The sequence below is a fragment of the Maritalea sp. genome (genome assembly GCF_051251695.1).
Classification (GTDB): domain Bacteria; phylum Pseudomonadota; class Alphaproteobacteria; order Rhizobiales; family Devosiaceae; genus Maritalea.
Genome location: NZ_JBPOEU010000016.1, coordinates 37,797 through 58,947, shown reverse-complemented (window position 1 = coordinate 58,947; position 21,151 = coordinate 37,797). Strand labels below are relative to the sequence as shown.

At 49.4% G+C, this 21,151-nt stretch carries 25 protein-coding genes and 1 riboswitch; of the genes, 9 read left to right on the top strand and 16 right to left on the bottom strand.

Features of this window, described 5'->3' with window-relative positions:
* Positions 1 to 13: 13 nt before the first annotated feature.
* Positions 14 to 646 (bottom strand): helix-turn-helix transcriptional regulator, encoded by a 633-nt coding sequence (locus tag ACSHWX_RS11355; RefSeq protein WP_435668338.1) that lies wholly within the window; start codon positions 644 to 646, stop codon positions 14 to 16.
* Between the two features lie 83 nt (positions 647 to 729).
* Between ACSHWX_RS11355 and ACSHWX_RS11350 the strand changes: the two genes are divergently transcribed.
* Together ACSHWX_RS11350 and ACSHWX_RS11345 are read left to right on the top strand one after the other, a co-directional pair.
* Positions 730 to 1,161, top strand: coding sequence for an SRPBCC family protein (locus tag ACSHWX_RS11350; protein WP_435668337.1), 432 nt, complete (start codon positions 730 to 732; stop codon positions 1,159 to 1,161).
* A 23-nt stretch (positions 1,162 to 1,184) separates the two neighbouring features.
* Positions 1,185 to 1,601: a DUF6855 family protein gene (locus ACSHWX_RS11345; protein WP_435668336.1), complete on the top strand. Its 417-nt coding sequence runs from the start codon at positions 1,185 to 1,187 to the stop codon at positions 1,599 to 1,601.
* A 92-nt stretch (positions 1,602 to 1,693) separates the two neighbouring features.
* Here ACSHWX_RS11345 and arfB read toward each other — a convergent pair whose 3' ends face one another.
* Both arfB and ACSHWX_RS11335 read right to left on the bottom strand, forming a co-directional pair.
* The gene (gene arfB, locus ACSHWX_RS11340; protein WP_435668335.1) at positions 1,694 to 2,107 is read right to left on the bottom strand and encodes an alternative ribosome rescue aminoacyl-tRNA hydrolase ArfB; all 414 of its coding nucleotides are present in this window, start codon (positions 2,105 to 2,107) and stop codon (positions 1,694 to 1,696) included.
* A 182-nt stretch (positions 2,108 to 2,289) separates the two neighbouring features.
* Positions 2,290 to 2,913: a TetR/AcrR family transcriptional regulator gene (locus ACSHWX_RS11335; RefSeq protein ID WP_435668334.1), complete on the bottom strand. Its 624-nt coding sequence runs from the start codon at positions 2,911 to 2,913 to the stop codon at positions 2,290 to 2,292.
* Between the two features lie 93 nt (positions 2,914 to 3,006).
* On the opposite strand from ACSHWX_RS11335, the gene ACSHWX_RS11330 reads away from it, so the two are divergent.
* Together ACSHWX_RS11330 and ACSHWX_RS11325 are read left to right on the top strand one after the other, a co-directional pair.
* On the top strand, positions 3,007 to 3,546 hold the full coding sequence (locus ACSHWX_RS11330) for a GFA family protein (protein ID WP_435668333.1): 540 nt from the start codon (positions 3,007 to 3,009) through the stop codon (positions 3,544 to 3,546).
* Positions 3,539 to 3,838, top strand: coding sequence for a DUF6958 family protein (locus ACSHWX_RS11325; RefSeq protein ID WP_435668332.1), 300 nt, complete (start codon positions 3,539 to 3,541; stop codon positions 3,836 to 3,838). The genes ACSHWX_RS11330 and ACSHWX_RS11325 overlap by 8 nt, the downstream gene beginning before the upstream one ends.
* A gap of 246 nt (positions 3,839 to 4,084) precedes the next feature.
* Here the strand turns inward: ACSHWX_RS11325 and fliJ are convergent, their stop codons facing one another.
* Both fliJ and fliI read right to left on the bottom strand, forming a co-directional pair.
* Positions 4,085 to 4,498, bottom strand: coding sequence for a flagellar export protein FliJ (fliJ, locus tag ACSHWX_RS11320; RefSeq protein ID WP_435668331.1), 414 nt, complete (start codon positions 4,496 to 4,498; stop codon positions 4,085 to 4,087).
* A 12-nt stretch (positions 4,499 to 4,510) separates the two neighbouring features.
* Positions 4,511 to 5,857 carry a flagellar protein export ATPase FliI gene (fliI, locus tag ACSHWX_RS11315; RefSeq protein WP_435668330.1) on the bottom strand — a complete coding sequence of 449 codons (1,347 nt, stop codon included), beginning with the start codon at positions 5,855 to 5,857 and terminating at the stop codon, positions 4,511 to 4,513.
* 387 nt (positions 5,858 to 6,244) lie between these two features.
* Here fliI and ctrA point away from each other — a divergent pair, with 387 nt between their 5' ends.
* A complete protein-coding gene (gene ctrA / locus ACSHWX_RS11310) occupies positions 6,245 to 6,946 on the top strand; it encodes a response regulator transcription factor CtrA (RefSeq protein ID WP_435668329.1) in 702 nt (233 codons plus the stop codon).
* Positions 6,947 to 7,025: 79 nt separating this feature from the next.
* On the opposite strand, the gene ACSHWX_RS11305 is transcribed toward ctrA, so the two are convergent.
* From ACSHWX_RS11305 to ACSHWX_RS11275, 7 genes are all read right to left on the bottom strand, one after another.
* A complete protein-coding gene (locus tag ACSHWX_RS11305) occupies positions 7,026 to 7,850 on the bottom strand; it encodes a CheR family methyltransferase (RefSeq protein WP_435668328.1) in 825 nt (274 codons plus the stop codon).
* Positions 7,847 to 8,923 carry a chemotaxis-specific protein-glutamate methyltransferase CheB gene (gene cheB, locus ACSHWX_RS11300; RefSeq protein WP_435668327.1) on the bottom strand — a complete coding sequence of 359 codons (1,077 nt, stop codon included), beginning with the start codon at positions 8,921 to 8,923 and terminating at the stop codon, positions 7,847 to 7,849. Before cheB ends, ACSHWX_RS11305 begins: the two co-directional genes overlap by 4 nt.
* 23 nt (positions 8,924 to 8,946) lie before the next feature.
* Positions 8,947 to 9,312: a response regulator gene (locus ACSHWX_RS11295; protein ID WP_435668326.1), complete on the bottom strand. Its 366-nt coding sequence runs from the start codon at positions 9,310 to 9,312 to the stop codon at positions 8,947 to 8,949.
* A 33-nt stretch (positions 9,313 to 9,345) separates the two neighbouring features.
* Entirely contained in the window at positions 9,346 to 9,816 is a 471-nt protein-coding gene (locus ACSHWX_RS11290; protein WP_435668325.1) for a chemotaxis protein CheW, read from the bottom strand.
* Positions 9,813 to 12,443, bottom strand: coding sequence for a hybrid sensor histidine kinase/response regulator (locus ACSHWX_RS11285; protein WP_435668324.1), 2,631 nt, complete (start codon positions 12,441 to 12,443; stop codon positions 9,813 to 9,815). Before ACSHWX_RS11285 ends, ACSHWX_RS11290 begins: the two co-directional genes overlap by 4 nt.
* Before the next feature lie 131 nt (positions 12,444 to 12,574).
* Positions 12,575 to 13,225 carry a histidine phosphotransferase ChpT gene (gene chpT / locus ACSHWX_RS11280; RefSeq protein ID WP_435668323.1) on the bottom strand — a complete coding sequence of 217 codons (651 nt, stop codon included), beginning with the start codon at positions 13,223 to 13,225 and terminating at the stop codon, positions 12,575 to 12,577.
* A gap of 170 nt (positions 13,226 to 13,395) precedes the next feature.
* Positions 13,396 to 13,899, bottom strand: a complete 504-nt coding sequence (locus ACSHWX_RS11275) for a YHS domain-containing (seleno)protein (protein ID WP_435668322.1) — start codon at positions 13,897 to 13,899, stop codon at positions 13,396 to 13,398.
* 132 nt (positions 13,900 to 14,031) lie between these two features.
* Here ACSHWX_RS11275 and ACSHWX_RS11270 point away from each other — a divergent pair, with 132 nt between their 5' ends.
* A complete protein-coding gene (locus ACSHWX_RS11270; protein ID WP_435668321.1) occupies positions 14,032 to 14,604 on the top strand; it encodes a DUF1134 domain-containing protein in 573 nt (190 codons plus the stop codon).
* Between the two features lie 192 nt (positions 14,605 to 14,796).
* The gene (locus tag ACSHWX_RS11265; RefSeq protein ID WP_435668320.1) at positions 14,797 to 15,984 is read left to right on the top strand and encodes a hypothetical protein; all 1,188 of its coding nucleotides are present in this window, start codon (positions 14,797 to 14,799) and stop codon (positions 15,982 to 15,984) included.
* Between the two features lie 10 nt (positions 15,985 to 15,994).
* Here ACSHWX_RS11265 and ACSHWX_RS11260 read toward each other — a convergent pair whose 3' ends face one another.
* Positions 15,995 to 16,369 carry a DUF6476 family protein gene (locus ACSHWX_RS11260; RefSeq protein ID WP_435668319.1) on the bottom strand — a complete coding sequence of 125 codons (375 nt, stop codon included), beginning with the start codon at positions 16,367 to 16,369 and terminating at the stop codon, positions 15,995 to 15,997.
* On the opposite strand from ACSHWX_RS11260, the gene ACSHWX_RS11255 reads away from it, so the two are divergent.
* Positions 16,368 to 17,375, top strand: a complete 1,008-nt coding sequence (locus ACSHWX_RS11255) for an RluA family pseudouridine synthase (RefSeq protein ID WP_435668318.1) — start codon at positions 16,368 to 16,370, stop codon at positions 17,373 to 17,375. The genes ACSHWX_RS11260 and ACSHWX_RS11255 overlap by 2 nt on opposite strands.
* Positions 17,376 to 17,557: 182 nt before the next feature.
* Positions 17,558 to 18,445: an RNA polymerase sigma factor RpoH gene (gene rpoH / locus ACSHWX_RS11250; protein WP_435668317.1), complete on the top strand. Its 888-nt coding sequence runs from the start codon at positions 17,558 to 17,560 to the stop codon at positions 18,443 to 18,445.
* Positions 18,446 to 18,481: 36 nt separating this feature from the next.
* Here the strand turns inward: rpoH and ACSHWX_RS11245 are convergent, their stop codons facing one another.
* From ACSHWX_RS11245 to ACSHWX_RS11235, 3 genes are all read right to left on the bottom strand, one after another.
* Positions 18,482 to 19,483, bottom strand: coding sequence for a hypothetical protein (locus tag ACSHWX_RS11245; RefSeq protein ID WP_435668316.1), 1,002 nt, complete (start codon positions 19,481 to 19,483; stop codon positions 18,482 to 18,484).
* A 181-nt stretch (positions 19,484 to 19,664) separates the two neighbouring features.
* The gene (locus tag ACSHWX_RS11240; RefSeq protein ID WP_435668315.1) at positions 19,665 to 20,288 is read right to left on the bottom strand and encodes an FMN-binding negative transcriptional regulator; all 624 of its coding nucleotides are present in this window, start codon (positions 20,286 to 20,288) and stop codon (positions 19,665 to 19,667) included.
* A 17-nt stretch (positions 20,289 to 20,305) separates the two neighbouring features.
* Positions 20,306 to 21,019, bottom strand: coding sequence for a thiamine diphosphokinase (locus tag ACSHWX_RS11235; RefSeq protein ID WP_435668314.1), 714 nt, complete (start codon positions 21,017 to 21,019; stop codon positions 20,306 to 20,308).
* A gap of 11 nt (positions 21,020 to 21,030) precedes the next feature.
* A riboswitch (TPP riboswitch) is annotated at positions 21,031 to 21,127 on the top strand.
* Positions 21,128 to 21,151 lie beyond the last annotated feature (24 nt).

Below are 21,151 nucleotides of genomic sequence, written 5' to 3'. Positions count from 1 at the left end.
TGACAAACATCAACTAGCTCGCATGTACATGAATGATATCTATATCGTTCAACGGCACTGTTTCCTCGTCACCATTGTGCAACCGCATCTCAACGCTCCATTCGGCCCCATCATAAGCTAGCTGACGGGGCCAATAGGCACGTCGACCAAGTTTACTGTCAGCTTTCAGTTTAAGCCGCACTGATTTACCGGCGCGTATGGCTTCGCCCAGCGCTTGCAGCAATGGCTGGTCTGTCTCCGCCCCCAGAATTGAAGTCCCTTCCAACCTCACATTTTCTAATATTGAGGGTGCCGATTGCCGTCTTTTTTCCGGAATGGTGCTTTCAATCTTTAGCTTCACCGCCGTCGCTGCGTCGTCTAGCCCGAAAATCGACGGGCCCTGCTGCCCATAAGCCAGCAACAAATCCAGCGCCGCCAGTTCATCGTCACTCAACCCGTTCAACCGTGTGCGATAGCCAAAACCCAATTCAATGCCCCCCAGATTGCCGCGCAAACTGACAACTGGCACCCCGGCTTCGTTGAGCGCATCAACGTCGCGCATGATGGTTCTGAGTGAAACTTCCAATTCTATTGATAATTCCGACGCCGTCAGTTTCCCGCGATTTTGCAGCAATAACAATATTTTAAGCAGCCGCGATGCACGCATTTTGAACAAAATCCATATATGACAATAGATGACATATAAGCCCGTTTATATTAGCTTTCAACAAAACAAACGCGAGAGAGATCATGGAATATTTTGAAGCCACCTCAACCATCAATGCAACACCGGAAAAAATCTGGGCTGCTCTCACAAACACACAAGACTTAATGAGCTGGCCGTCTGGCATCACCTCACTAAAGGGCAAAATTGCGAAAGGCGAAAAACTGGAACTACAAGCGGAAGCCGCACCGGGCCGCACATTCAAACTTAAGGTTGTTCGGTTTTTCCCAAACCAGTCCATGACTTGGGCAAGCGGCATGCCATTTGGCCTATTCAAAGGCCAACGCACCTATAGTCTGACGCCAGATGGCGACCAAACCCACTTCAAAATGCGCGAAGAATTTACCGGTGCGATGTTGCCGATGATTTGGAAATCCATCCCAGACCTCAATCCCTCATTCAAACAATTCGCCGACGGGCTTAAAACTCACGTCGAAAATGAAGTCGAAAACCGCTAGTCTAACCCTAAAGGAGAAACAACATGAGCATCATCGTAAAAGGCGCCGGCACTGAAACAGACCCTTGGGTTTTAAAAACCCCGCCGGGAAAATCTGAATTTGAAGCCTATCGCGCACCCGACGCAGAGCCACCGGCCCTCGTGGTGCAAGTGGGTAAAACCCAACTTCGTTATCACCTGCAATGTCTTGATGATTTGCATGCCATGTTGAAAGAACACGGCGATTGGATGCCTTTGGGCAATGCCGACGAACAAAAAGCAGCTGCCGAAGGCACCGTCGAAAGTTGGGGCCGTTCAGAAGGCAATCCTGTGGGCGGCTGGTATGGGTTCAAAAAAGGTCTACGCGGCCGATTTGGCAACTACATTCCCCCCGTTATGGAAATTTTGGGCATGGCAGAAGTCGAGCATAATGCACGCAACAACCGGATGCGTGCGCTTTAAGCACCTGCGATGGTCACAACTTGAGCCGCTAAACTCCATGTCCATTGAAAAGACCGGATTTATGCAAAATTGATGAGTATGCGCCACAGCGTTTACTCATCAACTTTACCGCGCAACTTTTTCACATCACCACGCACTTTCTTCGCCACCAATCGACGTTTTACCGAGCCAAAGGTCGGTTTTGTCGCCACCCGATATTTTGGTTTTTCAGCAGCCTTTAAGATCAACTCAGTTAGTCGTTCCCGCGCGATGTCGCGGTTGCGCGCTTGAGATCTCGTGTCTTGCACAAAAATCACAATCGCCCCCTCCAGGGTCCAGCGCCGACCGGCCAACCGCTTCAGCCGACGCTTCACCGCATCAGACAAATTCGGCGACCGCCCCGCCTCAAATCGCAGTTCAACCGCCGTGCTCACCTTGTTCACATTCTGCCCACCCGGCCCCGAAGCGCGCGTAAACTGTTCACTCAGTTCCCAATCGGCAAGTGTGATGGTGTCATTGATGCGCACGCGAAAACCTTATTGAGTGGCAAGAAACACACTTCAAGCGCACATTGGGCATAAAAGCAAGATCGACACTTACTTACCACGATTTCGAATTCCCGCTGTTTAATCAGCAAAAATAGTCTGCTTTGAACCCAGAGTCACCGATGCTGCACTCTGAACGAATGACCGCATTTGACGGTCAGAGCTCATTCATATGCGGCCAAAAACATCTCGACCGTTTGCTCGGCGTGGCACCGCAATTCATCGTGGGAAGGGATGGCAGTATCGCCGAAGTGCATGATCTCGGTTGTCGGCCCGCCCATTAACAGCCAGTTGAATTGCTTCGCTGCGACCTCCGGGGATTTGATGTTCAGGGCACCTCTAGCAGAGAAAGCCTCAAATATACCCGTCAACCGGGCGATGGCACGACCTGGCCCCGCTTTGTATAGTGCTGCTCCCAGATCGGGAAAGCGCAAGGCCTCACCAATAATCATGCGGCGAAGCTGCATCAAGCGCGGCGTCAGGACGATGCGTAGTTGTTCTTTCGAGAACTTGGTCAACCATTCTCTCGGGGTGATGTCGGCTGGCAGAGAACCGACTTCCTGCCCGATCGCGCTTGCAGCGCCGCCCGCGAGATCACGAATGACAGTGGTGAACAAGCCCTCTTTGTTCTGAAAATGCGTGTAAATCGTTTGGACAGACACGTCTGCGCGGAAAGCGATGTCTTCCATACTCGTCCCGAGAAACCCGTTCTCTATGAAGATATCTGCTGCCGCCGCGATGATCCTCGCCTTGCTGCGGGCAATTCTCGTGCTTGCGCCGTTGGACATCTGTCGTGGCTCCTCTTGCATCTGTGTTGCGCAATCACCCTTGACATACGCTAAATGGAATGATCATTCTAATCAATGATTATGGAGGCCAAAATGATAGAAGATGCACGACTTTCCTGCTGCTGTGGCAAGGTAACACTGGAGATTGATGGTGTCCCGTCCATGAGCAACGAGTGTCTTTGCGACAGCTGCCGGAACGCAGCGGAAATTTTTGCCTTTCTACCCGACGGGATTAACATTGCCAACGATCACGGCGGAACTCCCGTCTTGATTTGCAGGACGGATAAGGTTTCTTGCGTCGATGGCGCTGCCCGCCTCAAGGAACACCGACTGACGCCCGACAGCAAAACGCGGCGCGTTATCGCGACCTGCTGCAATACGCCGATGTTCTTGGATTTTGAGCCGGGACCATGGATCAGCCTTTATGCAGTCAATTGGCCAGAAGCCGAAGCGCCGCCACTCCAATTTAGAATGTTTTGCAATGACTTGGATGACATGAGTGTGCTTCCAAAAGACGTGCCAAACGGCAAACCCGTTCCCTTCGGTGTCGCGAGGCGGCTGTTGTGGATGGCAGTCAGCACGGGCTTCCGCACGCCAAAAATCACGTTTGTTGAGGGGGGGCTGGATGCCTGAACCGGAAAAGATCGAGATCGAAAATGTCATGTCACCGGGGCGGACGAAAAAAGTGGACCGCGTCAAATATGAGGCTGTCAGAACGGCCTTGTTGGACGCCTTGGCACCTTCATCGCCCGGCCTCACGGAAGCAGAGGCCAAAGCTGCAATTTTGGAACGGGTTTCGGGGGACTTGTTTCCCGGTGGCCAAAAACTCGGATGGTGGCTTGGTGCTGTCCGTCTCGACCTTGAAGCCAAGGGCATAGTTGTTCGCGAGAACACGAAGCCAAAGCGATATCGCAAGGCTAAGTGATGCACGAAAGCAGTCGTTGAAAACAATGGCGCGAACGACAGCAAAGTCCGCTTAGCGGACTCCGTTAAAAAAACCCATTGTTCAAGCTCCCCACCAAAACCAAAACCCCAAAAAGGTCGCACGCCTCATGGCCTGCAACCTCAATAAATCCGGGTAAGTAGAATTCAGCGTTTATGACGCTTTTCAGAACACAGGACAGAATCATGCCTTGCTTAAAAATGCTTCAAAAAAGCCCTAGCTTAAAACTTATTTGCGATGACGCCGCATGAGGGCAATTTCGTCCATCTCGGCTTGATCGCGCTTGGTTTCTTCTGCCGCTTCGCGTGCATGTTCGCGCGCTTCAAGCAACTCGATCTTTTTGAGCTCTTCAACCGCCTCTGCCAACTCGTCTTGCGCTGCTTCTAGCTTGCCGCGCATTTCGTCAGCTGACGCGGTGAGATTGTCTCGACGCGTTGCTGCCGCTTTGGCAAAAGTTGAATAAGCAAAATGACCAACATCCGTGATGCCGGTTTTTTGATGCTCAATTTCGATCTGTTGATCCAATTCGGCCGCCATACGTTCAAAATCGGCAACCATCATCTCGATTTGCGTCACACCGCGACGCTTTTCATCAACTGTGAATTTCCTCAAACGAATGAGGCTCTCATTCCGTGACTTCATGACTTGTACTCCTTACCCAACCAAGTCTTCATTCCCGCCGCCTTCTACACTGGCGACAATCTCGGCAAGCTGACGATAACCTTCTTCTAGGGTTATCCGCTCGTCCTGCAATTGAGACAAAAACGCGTCCAATTGCGGCGCAATGGAAATGGCCGTGTCCACTTTCGGATCTGATCCAGACCGATAGGCCCCCAAACGGATCAATTCCTCCATGTCAGCAAATACTGACATATATTCACGCGCTTTCAGCAAAACGGGCCGAAATTCGTCCGGAACACAGCCCGGCATCGTGCGTGAAATGGACCTCAAAACATTTACCGCCGGGTACCTTCCCCGCTCGGCAATCGCCCTTTCCATTACAATGTGCCCATCCAAAATACCGCGAACAGCATCAGCAATAGGTTCATTATGATCATCACCTTCTACTAAAACTGTAAAAAGTCCGGTAACAGAACCAGAATTTTTTAACCCTGGCCCCGCTCTTTCCAATAATCTTGGCAATTCAGTGAAAACAGTAGGCGGATATCCCTTCGCGGTGGGTGGTTCACCCGTCGCCAACCCGATCTCGCGCTGCGCCATCGCAAAACGGGTTAAACTGTCCATCATGCACAACACCCGCTGGCCTTGATCGCGGAAATATTCGGCCAGTGTTAGGGTCATATAGGCCGCTTGTCTGCGCATTAGAGCCGGCTCATCCGAAGTTGCTACAACAACAATGGCCCGTTTAAGCCCTTCGACCCCCAAATTGTCTTCAATAAATTCTTGGACTTCACGTCCGCGCTCACCGATCAGGCCAATGATGGCGACATCAACGTCGGTATTGCGTGCCAGCATCGACATCAAAACCGACTTACCAACCCCAGACCCCGCGAAAATACCCATCCGCTGCCCATCGCAACAAGTGGTGAACGTGTTCAAAACTTTCACCCCGAGATCAATCGGTGGTCCAACCCGCGCCCGCTCATGGGCGGCTGGCGGAGATGCGCGCAAAGAATAATGATCAGCACCTTTTAGTATAGAAGGTCCACCATCAATGGGATCGCCATTTGCATTGATCACCCGCCCAAGCCAGCCTTGAGCGGGCTGAGCCGTGCCGCCATGCGAATAAAAGATCGCTTTACAGCCAAGCCGTACGCCTTCAAGCGGGCCAAACGGCAAGCAAAGAGCATAATCATCTTCAAAACCAACAATCTCGCACATTAGATTGTGGCCAAGCCGCGTTTCGATGGCAACGCGTCCGCCCACGCGCAACTCACGCACCGGGCCGATGACTTCCACCAGCAGCCCTTGCACGGTTTTAACCCGGCCAAAAACTTCCACCGCGTCCATCGCATCTATATCGGCAATTAGAGATTCCAAATCGTGCGCCAATCCTTTTGATTCGGTTAATGCTAACGATTCCTTTACAAAAACGCACTATTAACAGAGTTCAAGCGAAATAATTTATCGCCCACACGCAATTCCATACATCGTCAGTAACTGCCAATTCACCGAGTCCAAAGAGTCGGTTGCAACCTTTTCTTAAACTAAATTATTAAGTTGATAACCATCAATTTTTCTTTTGTTTTCAACAACTTAATCTAATTTGAAAAACTTAACAGATGCATATTGCGGAAGTGAATTAAACTTTGTTAACTATTTCTCACTAGGGTAATTTCATATCCAGTAGGATTCATTAACTGGTGCGCCGATGGTTGGCAGCACTGCTTGGGTTCCATGACGGAACAAAAGGACAAGGGGAACGAAATGCGGGTACTCCTAATTGAGGACGACAGCGCAACCGCGCAGAGTATTGAGCTTATGCTCAAATCTGAGAGTTTCAATGTGTATACGACTGATCTAGGCGAAGAGGGCGTAGATCTAGGCAAGCTTTATGATTATGACATCATTTTGCTTGATTTGAACTTACCTGACATGAGCGGATACGAAGTGTTGCGCACATTGCGGGTCGCTAAAGTGCAAACCCCGATCCTTATTCTTTCTGGCCTTGCTGGTATCGAAGATAAAGTTCGCGGCCTGGGCTTTGGCGCAGACGACTACATGACCAAGCCATTCCATAAAGACGAAATGGTTGCACGAATTCATGCTGTTGTCCGTCGTTCCAAAGGACACGCACAGTCAGTCATCAACACTGGCGACTTGTCCGTTAATCTGGATACCAAGACGGTAGAAGTAGGCGGCCAACGCGTACACCTCACCGGCAAAGAATATCAAATGCTCGAACTTCTATCTTTGCGTAAAGGGACAACCCTGACCAAAGAAATGTTCCTCAACCACCTTTATGGCGGTATGGACGAGCCAGAGCTTAAAATTATCGACGTATTTATTTGTAAGCTTCGCAAAAAGCTTTCGACCGCAACGGGCGGCAAAAACTACATTGAAACCGTTTGGGGCCGTGGTTATGTACTGCGCGAACCAGACGAGAACGAATTGTCCGAAAGCGCGTAACGCTTTTCGTCACATTCAAGAATTTCAGGGCCCTGCCATTTTGGTAGGGCTTTTTGTTTTCTCTATAAACATTTTTGGATTAGAGACTTGAAGCTGGCTGAAACAGGTTTTGGTGCTCCCCGGTCGGCAAAAACTCCTTGCTGATGCCAATTAGTGTCTCCGCCGCGCCGAGCATTAAATATCCATCCGGGTTCATCTGTTTTCTTATGCCAAGCAGAACTTTTTGCTTGGTTTCCACATCAAAATAAATGAGCACATTGCGGCAAAACACAATATCCATGCGGCCGATATTTCCCAGAGGTTGCAGCAAATTCAGCTCTTTAAATTCAACAAGCGCACGCACATTTGGTTTTACACGCCAAGCCGTCCCTTCTTGGTCAAAATGGGTGATGAGCCGCTGGGCGCTCAATCCGCGTTGTGCTTCAAACTGATTATAAAGCCCATCTTGTGCGGTTTTCAAAGCCGATTGGGAAATATCAGTCGCCAGAATTTTGACGTTTAAACCCTCCAGCAACTTCGCATTCTCCAACACCGAAATGGCCAGGGAATAGGCTTCTTGCCCCGTCGCCGCTGCGGCGCACCAAATATTCAAGCCCTTGCCAGTGCCGGATTTTTGTTCCACGAGCTTGGGCAAAATGATGTTGTTGAACAGATCAAATGGCGTTTGATCCCGAAAGAAAAAACTTTCATTGGTGGTCATCGCATCAACGACCGCCTGACGTAACTCGGCCGTTGCCATCAAAAGCCGCATGGCCAAATTTTGAAAGCTGGAAATACCAAACCGCGTCAAGATCGGCGCAAGCCGCGTTTCCATCATATAGGCTTTGTTTTTTGACAGTTTGATGCCACTTTCCAAAACAACAAAACGCGCGATTTTATCAAAAGTATCTTGATCGATGCTCATCTCACGTTTCCTTTGGCTGCTAGGATGGCGGGTCCGATTTTGGGCAATGCCAACATGCGATCAACAACACCAGCCGAAACCGCAGCGCCAGGCATTCCCCACACGGTGCTTGTGGCTTGATCTTGTGCGATCACCAAACCGCCAGCTCTGTAGATAGCTTCCGCCCCTGCAGTGCCATCACTGCCCATCCCCGTCAAAATAACGCCGACACAGTTGGCACCATATTGGCTCACGATGGATTGAAACATGGGGTCGACGGACGGCTTACAAAAATTAATCGCCGGATCAGTCCCAAGCCCAACTCGCACTTGCCCATCACGCTTTTCAACCCGCATGTGAAAGCCCCCCGGTGCGATGTAGAGATGCCCGGGCTTTATCTCAGCGCCATCAATCGCCTCACCGCCGAAAAGCTTGGCACGCTTGGCCAAGTCTTCGCCCAGCAATCGGGTAAAATGGGCGGGCATATGCTGGGTAACAAGTACCGCACATTCATCCAGTTGACCGCTAAGGGCGTCGAACAAGTCACTTAGGGCTTGGGGCCCACCAGTAGAGGCGCCAATCGCGAGAACGGACATTTTCCCCTTCCATGAACGTTCACTTGCAAGTTGCAATTTGCCTGAGCCAACAACAAGATCTGCAGGTCCGAATGTCGACGCCAGCGCCCGAAGTTTGCCCAACAGTTCAATCCGATAAGTTTCCCTCGAGCTGCCCACATCTGGCTTGGCAAGATAATCGGTTGCCCCCGCGCTTATCGCTGCAAGAGAAACGCGTGCATTTTTTGTCGTCAGTGCTGATGAAATCAAAATCTTGGCATCGGGCACAATCTTTATCAATTCAGGCAACGCGTCCATCCCCGTCATAACGGGCATCTCCAAATCCAATACAATCAGATCTGGTCGCGTAATCTTGGCTTCTTCAATTGCTTCATGGCCATTGGTCGCGCTCGCAACCACATGGAGTGTGGGTTCATCCTCGATCCAACGCCGAATTATACCCCGAATTACCGCAGAATCGTCAACAAGCATCACCCGTGCCGGCGCAGATTTTGCGCCGTGCATCAATTGCGCCTCCATAAGGACGCTCCTTTCGACCGTAATTACTTTTGGTCGAGCAACAGGAATTTTTGTTCCAGAATATCCCGATCAAAAGGCTTCATCATATATTCGTTGGCACCAGCCTTGAGCGCCATCGCGATTTGCCCCACATCATTTTCTGTGGTGCAGAATATTACTTTCGGGGTTTCGCCCCCAACATAGCTGCGCAATTCTTTTAAAAACTCTATGCCGGACATAACGGGCATGTTCCAATCCAAAAAGATGGTGTCCGGCATGGATTTTGCGCATTTTTCAAAGGCATCACGACCGTCTTCAGCTTCATCAACTTCATAGCCAATGTCTTCAATAATACGGCGGGCTACTTTGCGAATTACACTGCTGTCATCAACAACAAGACAGGTTTTCATCGCGTTTCTCCTTCAAAAAATTCACGTTTAGAACTAGGCAGCCTCCTGATGCAGAATTTTGGCGATCAATTGATCTGCCATCAAAACCACCATCAACTCATCATTGAGCCGAAGAATACCTTGACTATAGACCGCCAAATTCCCACCAAGATTGATCGGGTTCGGTTTGATATCAGCCGCTGAAAGCGCAACGACATCACCGACACTATCGGCCAAAAGTCCATAAGATTCGTTTAAATATTTAACATTGACCATCTGCCGACCAATCATTGTTCCCTCAGTGATCGGCAGGCCCAGCAAGAACTCTGTGTTCACCGCAACAATAATCCGGCCACGCAGGTTCAATATCCCAGCGATTTCCGGCTTCACCGATGGAATGGGCGTGAATTGTTCCGGCTTAAAAACATCTTCCACCACTTCAAGATTTACCGCGAATAGTTGCCCTCCGATCCGCAACGTCACAACCTGGATCATATCCCCGGTATTTTTTTGCTCATTGATCATGCTGCCTCCAGTTCTTTTGATTTCACAGCGCGACCAACGGCATCACTAAGGTGCTCCCGATCTCCCTTAAGCACAAAATCAAACAGTCCAGCTTCTTGCGCACGGTTTTTAACACTTGGCGCATCATATGCTGACAAGGCAATCACCGGTGTTTTTACTTGATGTGGTAATTCTCTTATTGATCGCGCGAGCGAAAAACCGTCCATCCCCGGCATTTCAATATCCGTAACAATAAGATCATATTGCGCGCTCTTTGTAGCAGCTGCCAGTGCGGTTTCACCATCTTCACAAACAGTCACGTCAAACCCAGCGCTTTTAAAAATTGGCACCAGCATGTTTCGGAAAAAAGCACTGTCTTCGGCATAAAGAAGGCGCTTGCGATCAACCGATCCGTCTGCGGGAATACGCTCAAGCGATTTTGGATGCTCCACCGACATGAAATGAGACATATCCAAAATTTCAGTGGCGCGTTCCCGAACAATGGCCGTGCCAAGATACCCGTCACGACGGGCTTCAATATCAATGTCCATACGGTCCGAAATAATATCAATCACTTGGGAAACGACCAAACCAAGTCGAAAACCTCGATCTTCGAATACCAACATCGACATTTTACCCGTTTCTGGGGGGGGGCCACACAACATTCTAATGGGCATCAACATGCCTCGATATTGCAACAGATATTGCCCATTGACCTGCTCAAGTTCGCCTAAATTAACGGTCTCTAGTCGACTAACCAGCGACAAAGGCACGGCTTGGCGTTGATGGCTTTCGGCCTCAAACACCAGCAGTTCTATCAGAATGGTCTCGTCAACTTCCTCTTCGATCTGCACGGGCTGCGCCAAGTCGCCAATATCGGCTTGCGCAACAGAATTTGCCAAACCAGATGGATCCATAATCATGATCACACTGCCATCACCCAAAATGGTCGTTCCTGAAAAATGTACAAGATCTTGCAAGGCACCCATCATCGGCTTTACGACGATTTCTTCTGTGTGGAACACTTCATCCACCAGCAGCCCGAAACAATATGGGCCAACTTCGGTGACCACCACATACCCTTCTTCGGGCACCTCGCCAGGCCGAACCCCCAACAAATCGCTCAGACCAACTACGGGCAATAAGTGATCGCGCAATTGGAGAACCAAAGCCCCATTCAAATGTTCAATTTTGTTCGCCCGTTTATTGACCCGCACGAGTTCGCGCACAGCGCGCTGCGGCAGTGCAAATCTTTCTTCCCCCACAGCAATGACCAGCGCCGGCACGATGGCGAGGGTCAAAGGGATTTTCAAACTGATCGTCGTGCCCTTGCCCAAGGTCGATTTTAGATCAATGGCGCCGCCGATCAGTTCGACATTGGCGCGCACCACGTCCATCCCAACGCCGCGCCCAGAAACGCTGGTGACTTCGGTCGCTGTGGAAAATCCGGGATGAAAAATAAGCTGTTGAACCTGCGCATCGCTCATGGTGGCGAGTTCGGTTTCTGAAACAACTTTCTTTTCTAGCGCTTTTTGTTTTAGCCGTTCGACATCAAGGCCACGGCCATCATCCGAAATCTCAATGACAATTTGCCCACCTTCGTGGCAAGCATTCAGCCGCACAATTCCGTTTGCCGGTTTGCCCGCAGCTTGGCGTTCGGGGCCAGTTTCCAGGCCATGGTCCGCAGCATTGCGCACCATATGGGTAAGCGGATCTTTGATTTGCTCCAATATCTGCCGATCAAGCTCGGTATCTTCACCCGACATCTCAAGGGAGATTTCCTTGCCTAAATCCTTAGATAAGTCGCGGATCAATCGAGGCATTTTTTGCCACGCAGCCGAAATCGGCTGCATCCGCGTTTTCATAACCCCGTCTTGCAACTCAGCGGTTACCGAACAAAGGCGATGCAATGGCGCGTGAAATTCACTTTCCTCCCGATCCCGCGAGATCGCCATAAGCTGGTTCCGCGTGAGAACCAGCTCAGAAACCATGGTCATCAAACCTTCAAGCACAGGCAACTGAACACGAATAGCAGGCGGATTGCCGACCTGGCCCGATGAAGATTTCGGCTTTTTTGCGTCCTCACCTAAATCAGGAGCCTTGTTGTTTTGAGATACGCTGTTCGTCGCAAGCGAAATTTCAGCACTTGGTTGAGCCGTTGGCGGCTCTATTGGATCATCTGGCCCGGGCGCTGCTAAAAACGCCGCCTCCAATGGATCAAGGGGTGCGCCTTGGGCTTCATGCGGCTGTTCGGCAAATTGATCCGCTGAATTTGACGCATTGGCCAACCGGCTAAGCGCTTCTATCAGATCATTATCGTTGCCATCAGGCTCAACCCCAGTTTCGCCCAAAACGTCCAAATGGCTTTTCACCCGATCAATGGACAACAGGATGGTTTGAACCCCATCCCCCACAACAGGCGCACCATCTCGATATTGTCCCATCAAACTTTCAGCTGCGTGGGTTAAGGCCTCAAGACGTGGCAGATCCAAAAACCCGCAAGTGCCCTTAATCGTATGCACCAGACGAAATATGCGTCTTAAAATCTCACTGTCATCAGGGTTCTTTTCGAAGTCCACCAACTGGGTATCGACCAGCTCTAGGCTTTCGATTGTCTCCGTCAAAAAATCGCTTAGCAATTCATCCATTTGCTCGCCTAAAAAAATACCCGCAATCGCGCCGGTTTCAAGTATCGGCACAGATTGCGGGTATTTTAGTTAACGAGTTATTTCAATATCCCCGCACAAGTATTCACGCGTAGGGAACTGCACTAACGTACCTATTTGGTTTTAACCGCCGCGATGGTCACCACATCATCGACCAACTCGATGGTAACATCCAAACCAGATTCACGAGCAAGCAGCCCCGCATAATAGGGTTGAATAACCTGCGCGTCGATCCGGCCATCTTCCGGCTTACCGGCCAAAAGAGGCCCAACAAGATGTGGAATAAGCGTTTTTTTGCCGGTTGATTTTAAGATAGCACCCTCTTCACCAAGTGGCGCGCCATCTAGAGAAACAGTAACCGTGCCCCCGCGTGGCACTGATCCAGCAGAAATCAGCAAAAGATTGAGGATCATCTTTACTTTGTTCTTAGGCAGCAATACCGGCTCGATATTCCACTCAAGATCAGCTTTTTCGCCAGACATATAGCTTTGCGCAACTTTTTCAGCTTCGCGGGTATCAATTTGCGTGCCCTGCGTGGAGGATGCGCCGAAGGCAAGCCGCGCAAATTCAAGTTTCGCCCGGGCCTGTTTGGCCGCATTATTGATCAATTCTTGCGCAAACTCTGCCATTTCGGCCTGCTCAGGATCGGCCAATACTTCCAAACCGTTGCCAATCGCCCCAACAGGGCTGATCAAGTCGTGGCAAACGCGCGAACACAACATCGCCGCCAAATCTGGTCCATCTAATTCAACAATATCAGCCATTGCATTCCCTTAAATTGCGTAAATGGTCTGGCTGCACCAATTGGCATGCCCAACCGAATCAAGTTTATGCAGTTTAGCTTGTCCCGAAGGGTGAGCAACATCTTGGATGAACTTTAAAAAATGCGATCAATTGGGCTATTCGCCGATCTAACGGATATGCCCAAGATCAATCATTGGCGCGCAAGTTGATCACGCAAACCCACCCAGTTGGCAAAAGCGAAATTCACCATCGCTGCTTTCTCGAGCAAGAAGGCTTCGCGGTTTCCCGAAGAATAGAACAAATATAGGCGGCGATTATAAACGGAATAAATGCGCGGATTGCCCGAAGACAAATAACCTCGTGCGACACCTGCAAGCCCATAGCCGCCAAATTGGGGCACATAAGCTTCTGGGGCGGCACGAAAGACTTCTTTGTTCGCCTCTGTGGCGAAAAACCAAGAAACACCCTTCCAGGAAAATTCGTATTCAGCCTTGCCCATTAGGGGTTCGGGCTCGGTGAAATAGCTCACCGGGTCCATCCCCTCAATCGCAGAACCTGAAAGAGGGTTGGTCACATACATTTCAAGAAAATTACGCGTCGTGTTGGCATGCAATTGTGACGAGAAGCAAAAAAACAGGCTAACAGCCAAACAAACGGTGCCAAGCTGCCCAATAGTTAATCTTTGTTTACTCAATTGCCGCATCATAGCCTTGATTACACACTACATGTCTTGCGAATGGTGGAACTTTAGCAAAAAGAGATATCTGCTTGGTTAACATCAAAAATACCATTTGAACGACATTCAACATTTAAGGAAAAGCGGCCAATGTTTTCCAAATTCAGATCTCTTATCACCGCCCTTTTTTTGACGTTTGCAACGTCAGGCGTCGCATTCGCTCAATCGGACAGTTTATCGGAACGCTATACTGGCGATGAATTGATACAAGCTGGTGGAGAATTTTTTGGTAAAGTTTCTCAGGGCTTGGCGTCTGTTGTTGAACGTGCCATTTCCAGTTACGGCCTGCCGAACGGCTATATTCTAGGCCAAGAAGGCTCCGGCGCCTTTTTTGGCGGCGTACGATACGGTGAAGGCGAACTTTACACAAAGAACGCTGGCAACCATGTGCTTTTCTGGCAAGGCCCAACGCTAGGGTTTGATTTTGGTGCCGATGGCTCTCAAGTCATGATGCTCGTTTATAACCTACCCGCTGTTGAAAACATTTATGGTCGCTACCCCGGCGTACAAGGGTCTGCCTATGTTGTTGGCGGCGTTGGCATGACGGTTATGAAATACAAAGATGTTTACCTTGTGCCTATCCGTTCAGGTGTTGGCGCGCGGCTTGGCATTAATGTTGGATATCTAAAATTCACCCAAAATCCCACTTGGAACCCTTTTTAAGGTCCAACTCTTCTTCACATTTGGCAAAATCAAAAGCGCGACTTTCGCGCTTTTTTTCTGTCTTGTTTTCCATCTTGGCCCCGCATGTCACTATGTGATACGTTAACCATTGATCAACACATTAGCGTATGGCACTTCCATTTACGTGCAAGCTACATTAGCTATATGGGAGTTAAACCACGGGAGTTTTTGATGGTCATTGAGAGTATGATGTTTTACGCGCTTGGTTTTTTGTGCGCCATCATTCTATCATTGCTTATCCTGCCAAGTGTTTGGCGCCGCGCTGTACGCCTCACCAAGAAACGTATTGCGGCCACCACGCCTGTTACCCTTTCAGAGTTTCGAGCAGAAAAAGACCAGCTTCGGGCCAAAAATGCACTTGAGTTGCGCAAGCTCGAATTGCAGTTGGAAGACCTGCGCAAAAAGCGCGCCGCGCAGCTTCGTGAGTTAACTCAATTGCGCCAGACCCAAGATTTGGCCGTGCATGAGCGCGAAACAACCGAAAATGTTTCCGCCGAGCTCATCGATCGCAACCAAGAATTGCAAGACCAAGTTCGAAATTATGAAGTTGAACTGACCAACCTGTCGCAAAAACTTCGGTATCGCGAAAGAGACTTGGCGCAAAAAATCGAAGAGTTGGATCAGGCGCGTGCCGCTGCTAACATCGCAACGTCCGCTGTCGTACAAAATTTCGATGATGAAATTGCTGTCGGCGAGTTGGAAGGCGATGCCAAAAAACTGGCCAAATCCCTCATCGCTGAGAAAAAGCGCAATGCGTTCCTCGAAGAGCAGCTCCGTGCTTCAATGAACCGCGTGCAAGAGCTTAAATCTAAGTCCCGTTCAACAGCGGACAAAACCCTCACCAAGAACATTCCTGACCTGTTGGACGACGCAGAAGCACATATCGCTATTGCAGCCGAACGCTTCACGACCATGTTGAACGAGCAGTCGGCAAAGGCTCAAACGACCCAGGATGAAACGGAGCAGCATGATGACGCTGAAGCTCCAATCAGCAGCGCTGGGCAAAGCCTCGCCGAAGAATTTCGTGTAGAAGACGAAATGGATGACGTTGGCAGCCGCATTCTAGCGCTTGAAGAAGACATTCTTTCGCGCTTCTCGCAAAAAACTGGTGACGTTGATGATTTACGCGAGCGCATGGAAAATATCGCGGTTGATGTCAGCCACCTGATTTACGATCAGGATAGCAACACCAATACGCAAGGCGAAGAAAGCCTGTTTGATCGTGTGCGAAAATATGCAGATGATGGCGTTGATGAAACCGTTCTGGGCCAAGAGCCAACTCAAAACCAAGACGATGAGAACGCGATCGGCATTGTCGCCGATCGCATGGATGCATTGAAAAAAGTATCGTCGAACTAGTTTGAAGCTCTTAGTTTAATGGCGCTTCTGGCGCGATGCTGATATCCCGAACAACATCACCCGTTTTCGCATCCACCAGCCGAATTGTCGTGTCGGCACCAAGCTTGTAGGTCAAGGTGATAAGGCCGTCTTGGGCAACAACAGAAACAATTTGTGCGCCTTGAGGCACACTAACACTTTGCGCTTGATACTGGTCATTACTCGACTTTTGGTTCAAACGATAGACAAGCGCGCCCGCAACCGCCATAAACCCCAGCATCAGGATAAGAACACTGATACCAAATGAACGGCGCGCCCGATGGATAACCGCTTCCGCTTCTGGTGTAAGAGTGCTCGTTTCATCTTGGTTTTTATCTTGCGCGTTTAAAGGTTGATCAGCACTCATGAACAATGGCTCCACTGGCGAATTGACTAAATTTTCGATTTCATCCGAAGATGACGGTATGCGACTGGACGTGGTATTGGCCAAACACCTTGATGCACATTCGCGCTCAAGATGCCAAAGCCTTATTCGTTCTGGCACGCTTACCATTGACGGCGCGACCATAAGCGAGCCGAAATACCGCGTCAAACAAGAACAGCAACTAATATTTATAGAACCCGCACCGATAGACGCTGATCCGGAACCCGAAAACATTCCCCTTAAGGTGCTGTTCGAGGATGATGCGATCATTGTTATCGATAAGCCCGCAGGCATGGTGGTGCATCCCGCAGCAGGTGTTCAAACCGGCACCTTGGTCAATGCGCTGCTGTTTCACTGTGGCCAAAGCCTAAAAGGCATCGGCGGCGTCAAGCGCCCCGGCATTGTGCATCGTTTAGACAAAGACACGTCTGGCGTGATGATCGCCGCAAAAACCGAAATTGCGCACAACTCATTGTCAGCCCAATTTGCAGACCACGGCAAGAACGGACCGCTGCGTCGCACCTACAATGCTTTCGTGTGGGGTGTACCAGCACCCGAACAAGGCAAGATTGACGCAATGATTGGCCGGTCACCGCACAACAGAACAAAACAAGCCATTGTCGAAAGTGGCGGTCGCAACGCGGTCACCCATTATCAAGTGGTGGATGCCTTCGGCGGCGACAAATGGACTGTTGCCCAAATCGCCTGCCAATTAGAAACTGGGCGAACCCACCAAATCAGGGTTCACCTATCCCATATTGGGCATGCCTTATTGGGCGATCCTTCCTATGGTATTGGGTTTGAAAGCCGGGAACGCAACCTGCCAATGATACTGCAAAAAGCGCTAAAATCACTCGCACGCCAAGCCCTTCACGCAGTCGATTTAACCATCGCCCACCCGACAACTGGCGAGAAAATGCACTTTTCTTCGCCCTTCCCAGAAGATTTAACACAATTGCATAAATGCCTGCAAAACCCTGATAGTTAGACATAAACTTGCCTCCCGCATCGAACTTTATGCAATTTTTCTGATTTTGGGGATGAAATTTCATATATCCGCCCTATATAGTGCCTAAGTTGAGAACATTGCTGCCCAACGCGTCTTTTAGAGTGTTGGCATGCGCCGGCTAAAACTGTATTCGCGGCGCGCTAAAAAACAGGGGGTGCTTTATGGCCCAAACAAATCTTCCAACGCTGTCATCAGATGATGGTTTATCGCGCTATTTGCAAGAAATTCGCACATTCCCCATGCTGCCGCATGACGAGGAATTTATGCTCGCAAAGCGCTATAAAGAGCACGAAGACCCTGAAGCTGCGAAAAAGCTAATTACATCACATCTGCGCTTGGTCGCCAAAATCGCCATGGGCTATCGCGGTTATGGGTTGCCCATTTCTGAAGTTATCTCAGAAGGCAATGTGGGTTTGATGCAGGCCGTAAAACGGTTTGAACCCGATAAGGGCTTCCGCCTCGCCACCTACGCCATGTGGTGGATCCGCGCCTCAATCCAAGAATATGTTTTGCGGTCATGGTCGCTCGTAAAAATCGGCACAACCGCTGCGCAAAAACGCCTGTTTTTCAATTTACGCAAAATCAAAGGCCAAATCGCTGCCCTTGATGATGGCGCGCTTCACCCCGATCAAATCAAGCAAATCGCCACGACGCTTAAAGTGTCAGAAGCCGATGTTGTCTCAATGAACCAACGCCTGACCGGCGATGCATCACTCAACGCCCCCATGCGTTCCGACGAAGGTGCATCCCAGTGGCAAGACTGGTTGGTTGATGACGAGCCCGATCAAGAAACCCAATTGGGCGACGCGCAAGAATATGACGAACGCATGGGCCTTCTTAAAAATGCGATGGAAGTGCTGAACGAACGTGAGCAAGAAATCTTCAAATCCCGTCGCCTGCGCGAAACGCCATTGACGCTGGAAGAATTGGCGCAAAAATTCGAAGTCTCCCGCGAACGCATACGTCAAATCGAAGTGCGGGCCTTTGAAAAAGTGCAAATTGAAGTGAAAAAGCAAGTGGTGGAAAATCAGCCTGCTTTAGTTGAGTGATGCCGACGTCAACGTCTGCATCACCCTGATCAAAATCTAATTCAATTGTGTCATCAGCTTGGGATCAAACATGCCACGGCATAGTTTTCGGTCTAAGCGTAAAGCTCGACGTTTCTTTTTCGCCATAGATGGCAACGCCAGGACAAGTTTCACTATATCTAGTTTTGCTTGCATGTTTTCATTTTGAAATTGTTTCCTGCGATCAAACAAAATTTCATCACCCTTGCGAATTCGAAAATTAACGCCGAAATGCTCAAACATGATGTACTCGGACATCACTTCTGCAAAATCCTCGGCAGCATTTGCCATTGCGTAAGGGGTTGAATAATTGGACTGCTCCAGTTCCCTTAGTAGAGAACTATCTTGTCCCTCTGCTGGATAGTGCTTGAGGGTAAAAACATAACCCTTTAAAATTCGATCTGCCGCCAATAAAATGTAGTTTGACGAGCGTTGGAGTTGAGAATTGCAACCGAAAAAACCAAACCTATGCAGTATACTCAGCCTTGGGTGGCTCTCCATCAAATGCGCCAACTCATGAAAAATAAGATTGGCTAACGCATAGTTCAAATCCTTTATGCGCGGTTTTGTGTATTCGATGTCGTAATAGAGCTGTGAAGCGTCGGTAAATTTCCATTTTCCAGGGTCTATCTCGCGATAAGTTTTGAAAAAGTTGGCACCCAGCGCATATCTCGAAAACGATGTTTCAATTAGACTTGAGTAGGTCCTCTGCATTCTCACAACAGCATCCCACCCCAGATACATTTCTGTGTTTCTGAGAAAGCCAGACCCGTGGCCTTCGAATTCCTTAGCAACAAATAGTGCATCAAGATCACACATCGTTTGTTGCATGGCAGATGGTGCAACATCAAAAATCAATTCGAGTTGTTCACCTAGCTTGTAAACCGCAAGCTCTTTAGGCGGGTCTATGCAGTCACGTGATTCATGACTTAGCGTATAACAAACCTTTTCGGAGATCGGCACCTTGCACTGTATGGCGGAAGCCTGTGAAAATGCCGCTTGCGCGCCAGAGAAGAACAAAATCGCGGACGCAACCGCACCGCCAATAATTCGAGTACGCATAAAATTTTTCCAAAAATAAATTCAATAAATAACCTTTTGCCAATTCATGTCTCAAATTGGGCATCAACATGGCAAAAGCGACGCCTAAAATTCTGACGCAATATAATGTAAATAAAAACTTAACTGGGACGGCCGGCTTTTAAAGCCCTGCTTTGATAAACGCTGACATTTTGTGCGCGTCTTGGTCGCCATCTTCTTCCAAACCCGCAATCACGCCTTGCTTGTCGTGGGGCTTGCGATTTTGGCTGACTTTCCATTTGCCGACCAGTTCCGTGATGTCCAGTTCAAGCCCATAAAGACCTTTAAGTTGACGGGCCACATAGTCGTCAGGCGCATCGGAAACGGACCAAGGCTCGCTTCGACCCTTTTCCATTTTATTGGTCAAAGCATTCAAATGCTCAAGTTTCCACGTATCCTCGGTTCTAAACCGCAAGCGGCCACGGGCATGCACCACCATGTAATTATAGGTGGGCACTTCTTTGCCGTGGTCTTTTTTACCCGGATACCAACTGGCTGAGACATAGTGCGTGGGGCCTTGAAAAATGGCCAGCGCCTCCACGCCGTCCTCAAGAGTTTTGTTCAGATCATTGCCGCGTGACAGATGTGCTTGCAGCAAATTGTTTTGCTGGTCAGCCACCATGGGCAAATGATTGGCAGCAAGGCCATCTGCCGTCAGGCACACCAATGCCGCCAAGGGATGTTGCGCAATGCAATCAAACAATATTTCTTGGCGTGTTTCTTCAAACGCGGGCTGTTGATACATGGTGTTTCCGATTAAACTCAGATAGAATAAAGCGGCAATATTGCGTCAAAATGGTCCTTTGGCAAGATCACCAAATAGGGAACATCATGTTGCTCGTTTAGCATCAGTTTCACGCTCGTCTTGTTGACCTCGTTCGACGTGCCAATGCGTTTGCCCACATCCAAGGTGAGCCCATCCAGCGGGTATTTCAGACCGATTGAGCGCTCAAAGGTCACAGGTTGCAGCGGATAAATTGAAAAGCGAGTTCCAACGGGTAATCCAAGTTCAAAATCACCAACAACGCCCAACGTAATGTCCACATCATCCATCAAAACAATATGCTTTTTCACCCCATGTCGGGCGATGGTGTGAAAGGCCGCTAAAGTATGGTCGACGCGTTTGCCCAACATGCCAAAGCAAATGAATAGCGGCGCATCAATCGTATAAAGACACTTTTCAAAATCAGTTGTTTCTTGGTCGGACATTTCAAAAACCTGAGCGTCGTCGTCAAAAGCATCTCTGTCTTGAATGGAATCTAGGTCACCAATCACCGCCTTAAGCTCCAACCCGAGCGCCAGCGCTGCGTCTGCTGCGCCGTCCGCAGCAATCAGCGGATAGCCTTTGGCGATAAATGAACGCAATTGGTCGGCGCAAAAATTTCCCCCACCCAACACAATTACAGGTTCTAAAAACCGCAAAAGCACAATGTCGGGATTAGACAATTGAGGGGCTTGCAAATGTGAATTTTTCAACTAAGTTAGCTCCCGTCTCGCTGGGGTGTTCCATTTATTGGAGCTGAGATTTTACCCATTGAACCTGAACCAGGTCATGCTGGCGGAGGGAGCTCGAGATGACAAGCCCCTTTCGGGACTTTGCCTTGTCAT

Bases quoted from the DNA above. Each gene is read 5' to 3' on its own strand.
- ACSHWX_RS11345 (WP_435668336.1), top strand. From the start codon at position 1,185: ATGAGCATCATCGTAAAAGGCGCCGGCACTGAAACAGACCCTTGGGTT.
- ACSHWX_RS11290 (WP_435668325.1), bottom strand. From the start codon at position 9,816: ATGATCAATGAGCAAAAAAATACCGGGGATATGATCCAGGTTGTGACG.
- ACSHWX_RS11285 (WP_435668324.1), bottom strand. From the start codon at position 12,443: ATGGATGAATTGCTAAGCGATTTTTTGACGGAGACAATCGAAAGCCTA.
- ACSHWX_RS11260 (WP_435668319.1), bottom strand. From the start codon at position 16,369: ATGAGTGCTGATCAACCTTTAAACGCGCAAGATAAAAACCAAGATGAA.
- ACSHWX_RS11270 (WP_435668321.1), top strand. From the start codon at position 14,032: ATGTTTTCCAAATTCAGATCTCTTATCACCGCCCTTTTTTTGACGTTT.
- chpT (WP_435668323.1), bottom strand. From the start codon at position 13,225: ATGGCTGATATTGTTGAATTAGATGGACCAGATTTGGCGGCGATGTTG.
- ACSHWX_RS11240 (WP_435668315.1), bottom strand. From the start codon at position 20,288: ATGTATCAACAGCCCGCGTTTGAAGAAACACGCCAAGAAATATTGTTT.
- ACSHWX_RS11265 (WP_435668320.1), top strand. From the start codon at position 14,797: ATGGTCATTGAGAGTATGATGTTTTACGCGCTTGGTTTTTTGTGCGCC.
- ctrA (WP_435668329.1), top strand. From the start codon at position 6,245: ATGCGGGTACTCCTAATTGAGGACGACAGCGCAACCGCGCAGAGTATT.
- ACSHWX_RS11355 (WP_435668338.1), bottom strand. From the start codon at position 646: ATGCGTGCATCGCGGCTGCTTAAAATATTGTTATTGCTGCAAAATCGC.
- ACSHWX_RS11330 (WP_435668333.1), top strand. From the start codon at position 3,007: ATGATAGAAGATGCACGACTTTCCTGCTGCTGTGGCAAGGTAACACTG.
- ACSHWX_RS11335 (WP_435668334.1), bottom strand. From the start codon at position 2,913: ATGTCCAACGGCGCAAGCACGAGAATTGCCCGCAGCAAGGCGAGGATC.
- rpoH (WP_435668317.1), top strand. From the start codon at position 17,558: ATGGCCCAAACAAATCTTCCAACGCTGTCATCAGATGATGGTTTATCG.
- ACSHWX_RS11295 (WP_435668326.1), bottom strand. From the start codon at position 9,312: ATGAAAACCTGTCTTGTTGTTGATGACAGCAGTGTAATTCGCAAAGTA.
- cheB (WP_435668327.1), bottom strand. From the start codon at position 8,923: ATGGAGGCGCAATTGATGCACGGCGCAAAATCTGCGCCGGCACGGGTG.
- fliJ (WP_435668331.1), bottom strand. From the start codon at position 4,498: ATGAAGTCACGGAATGAGAGCCTCATTCGTTTGAGGAAATTCACAGTT.
- ACSHWX_RS11255 (WP_435668318.1), top strand. From the start codon at position 16,368: ATGAACAATGGCTCCACTGGCGAATTGACTAAATTTTCGATTTCATCC.
- ACSHWX_RS11350 (WP_435668337.1), top strand. From the start codon at position 730: ATGGAATATTTTGAAGCCACCTCAACCATCAATGCAACACCGGAAAAA.
- ACSHWX_RS11325 (WP_435668332.1), top strand. From the start codon at position 3,539: ATGCCTGAACCGGAAAAGATCGAGATCGAAAATGTCATGTCACCGGGG.
- ACSHWX_RS11305 (WP_435668328.1), bottom strand. From the start codon at position 7,850: ATGAGCATCGATCAAGATACTTTTGATAAAATCGCGCGTTTTGTTGTT.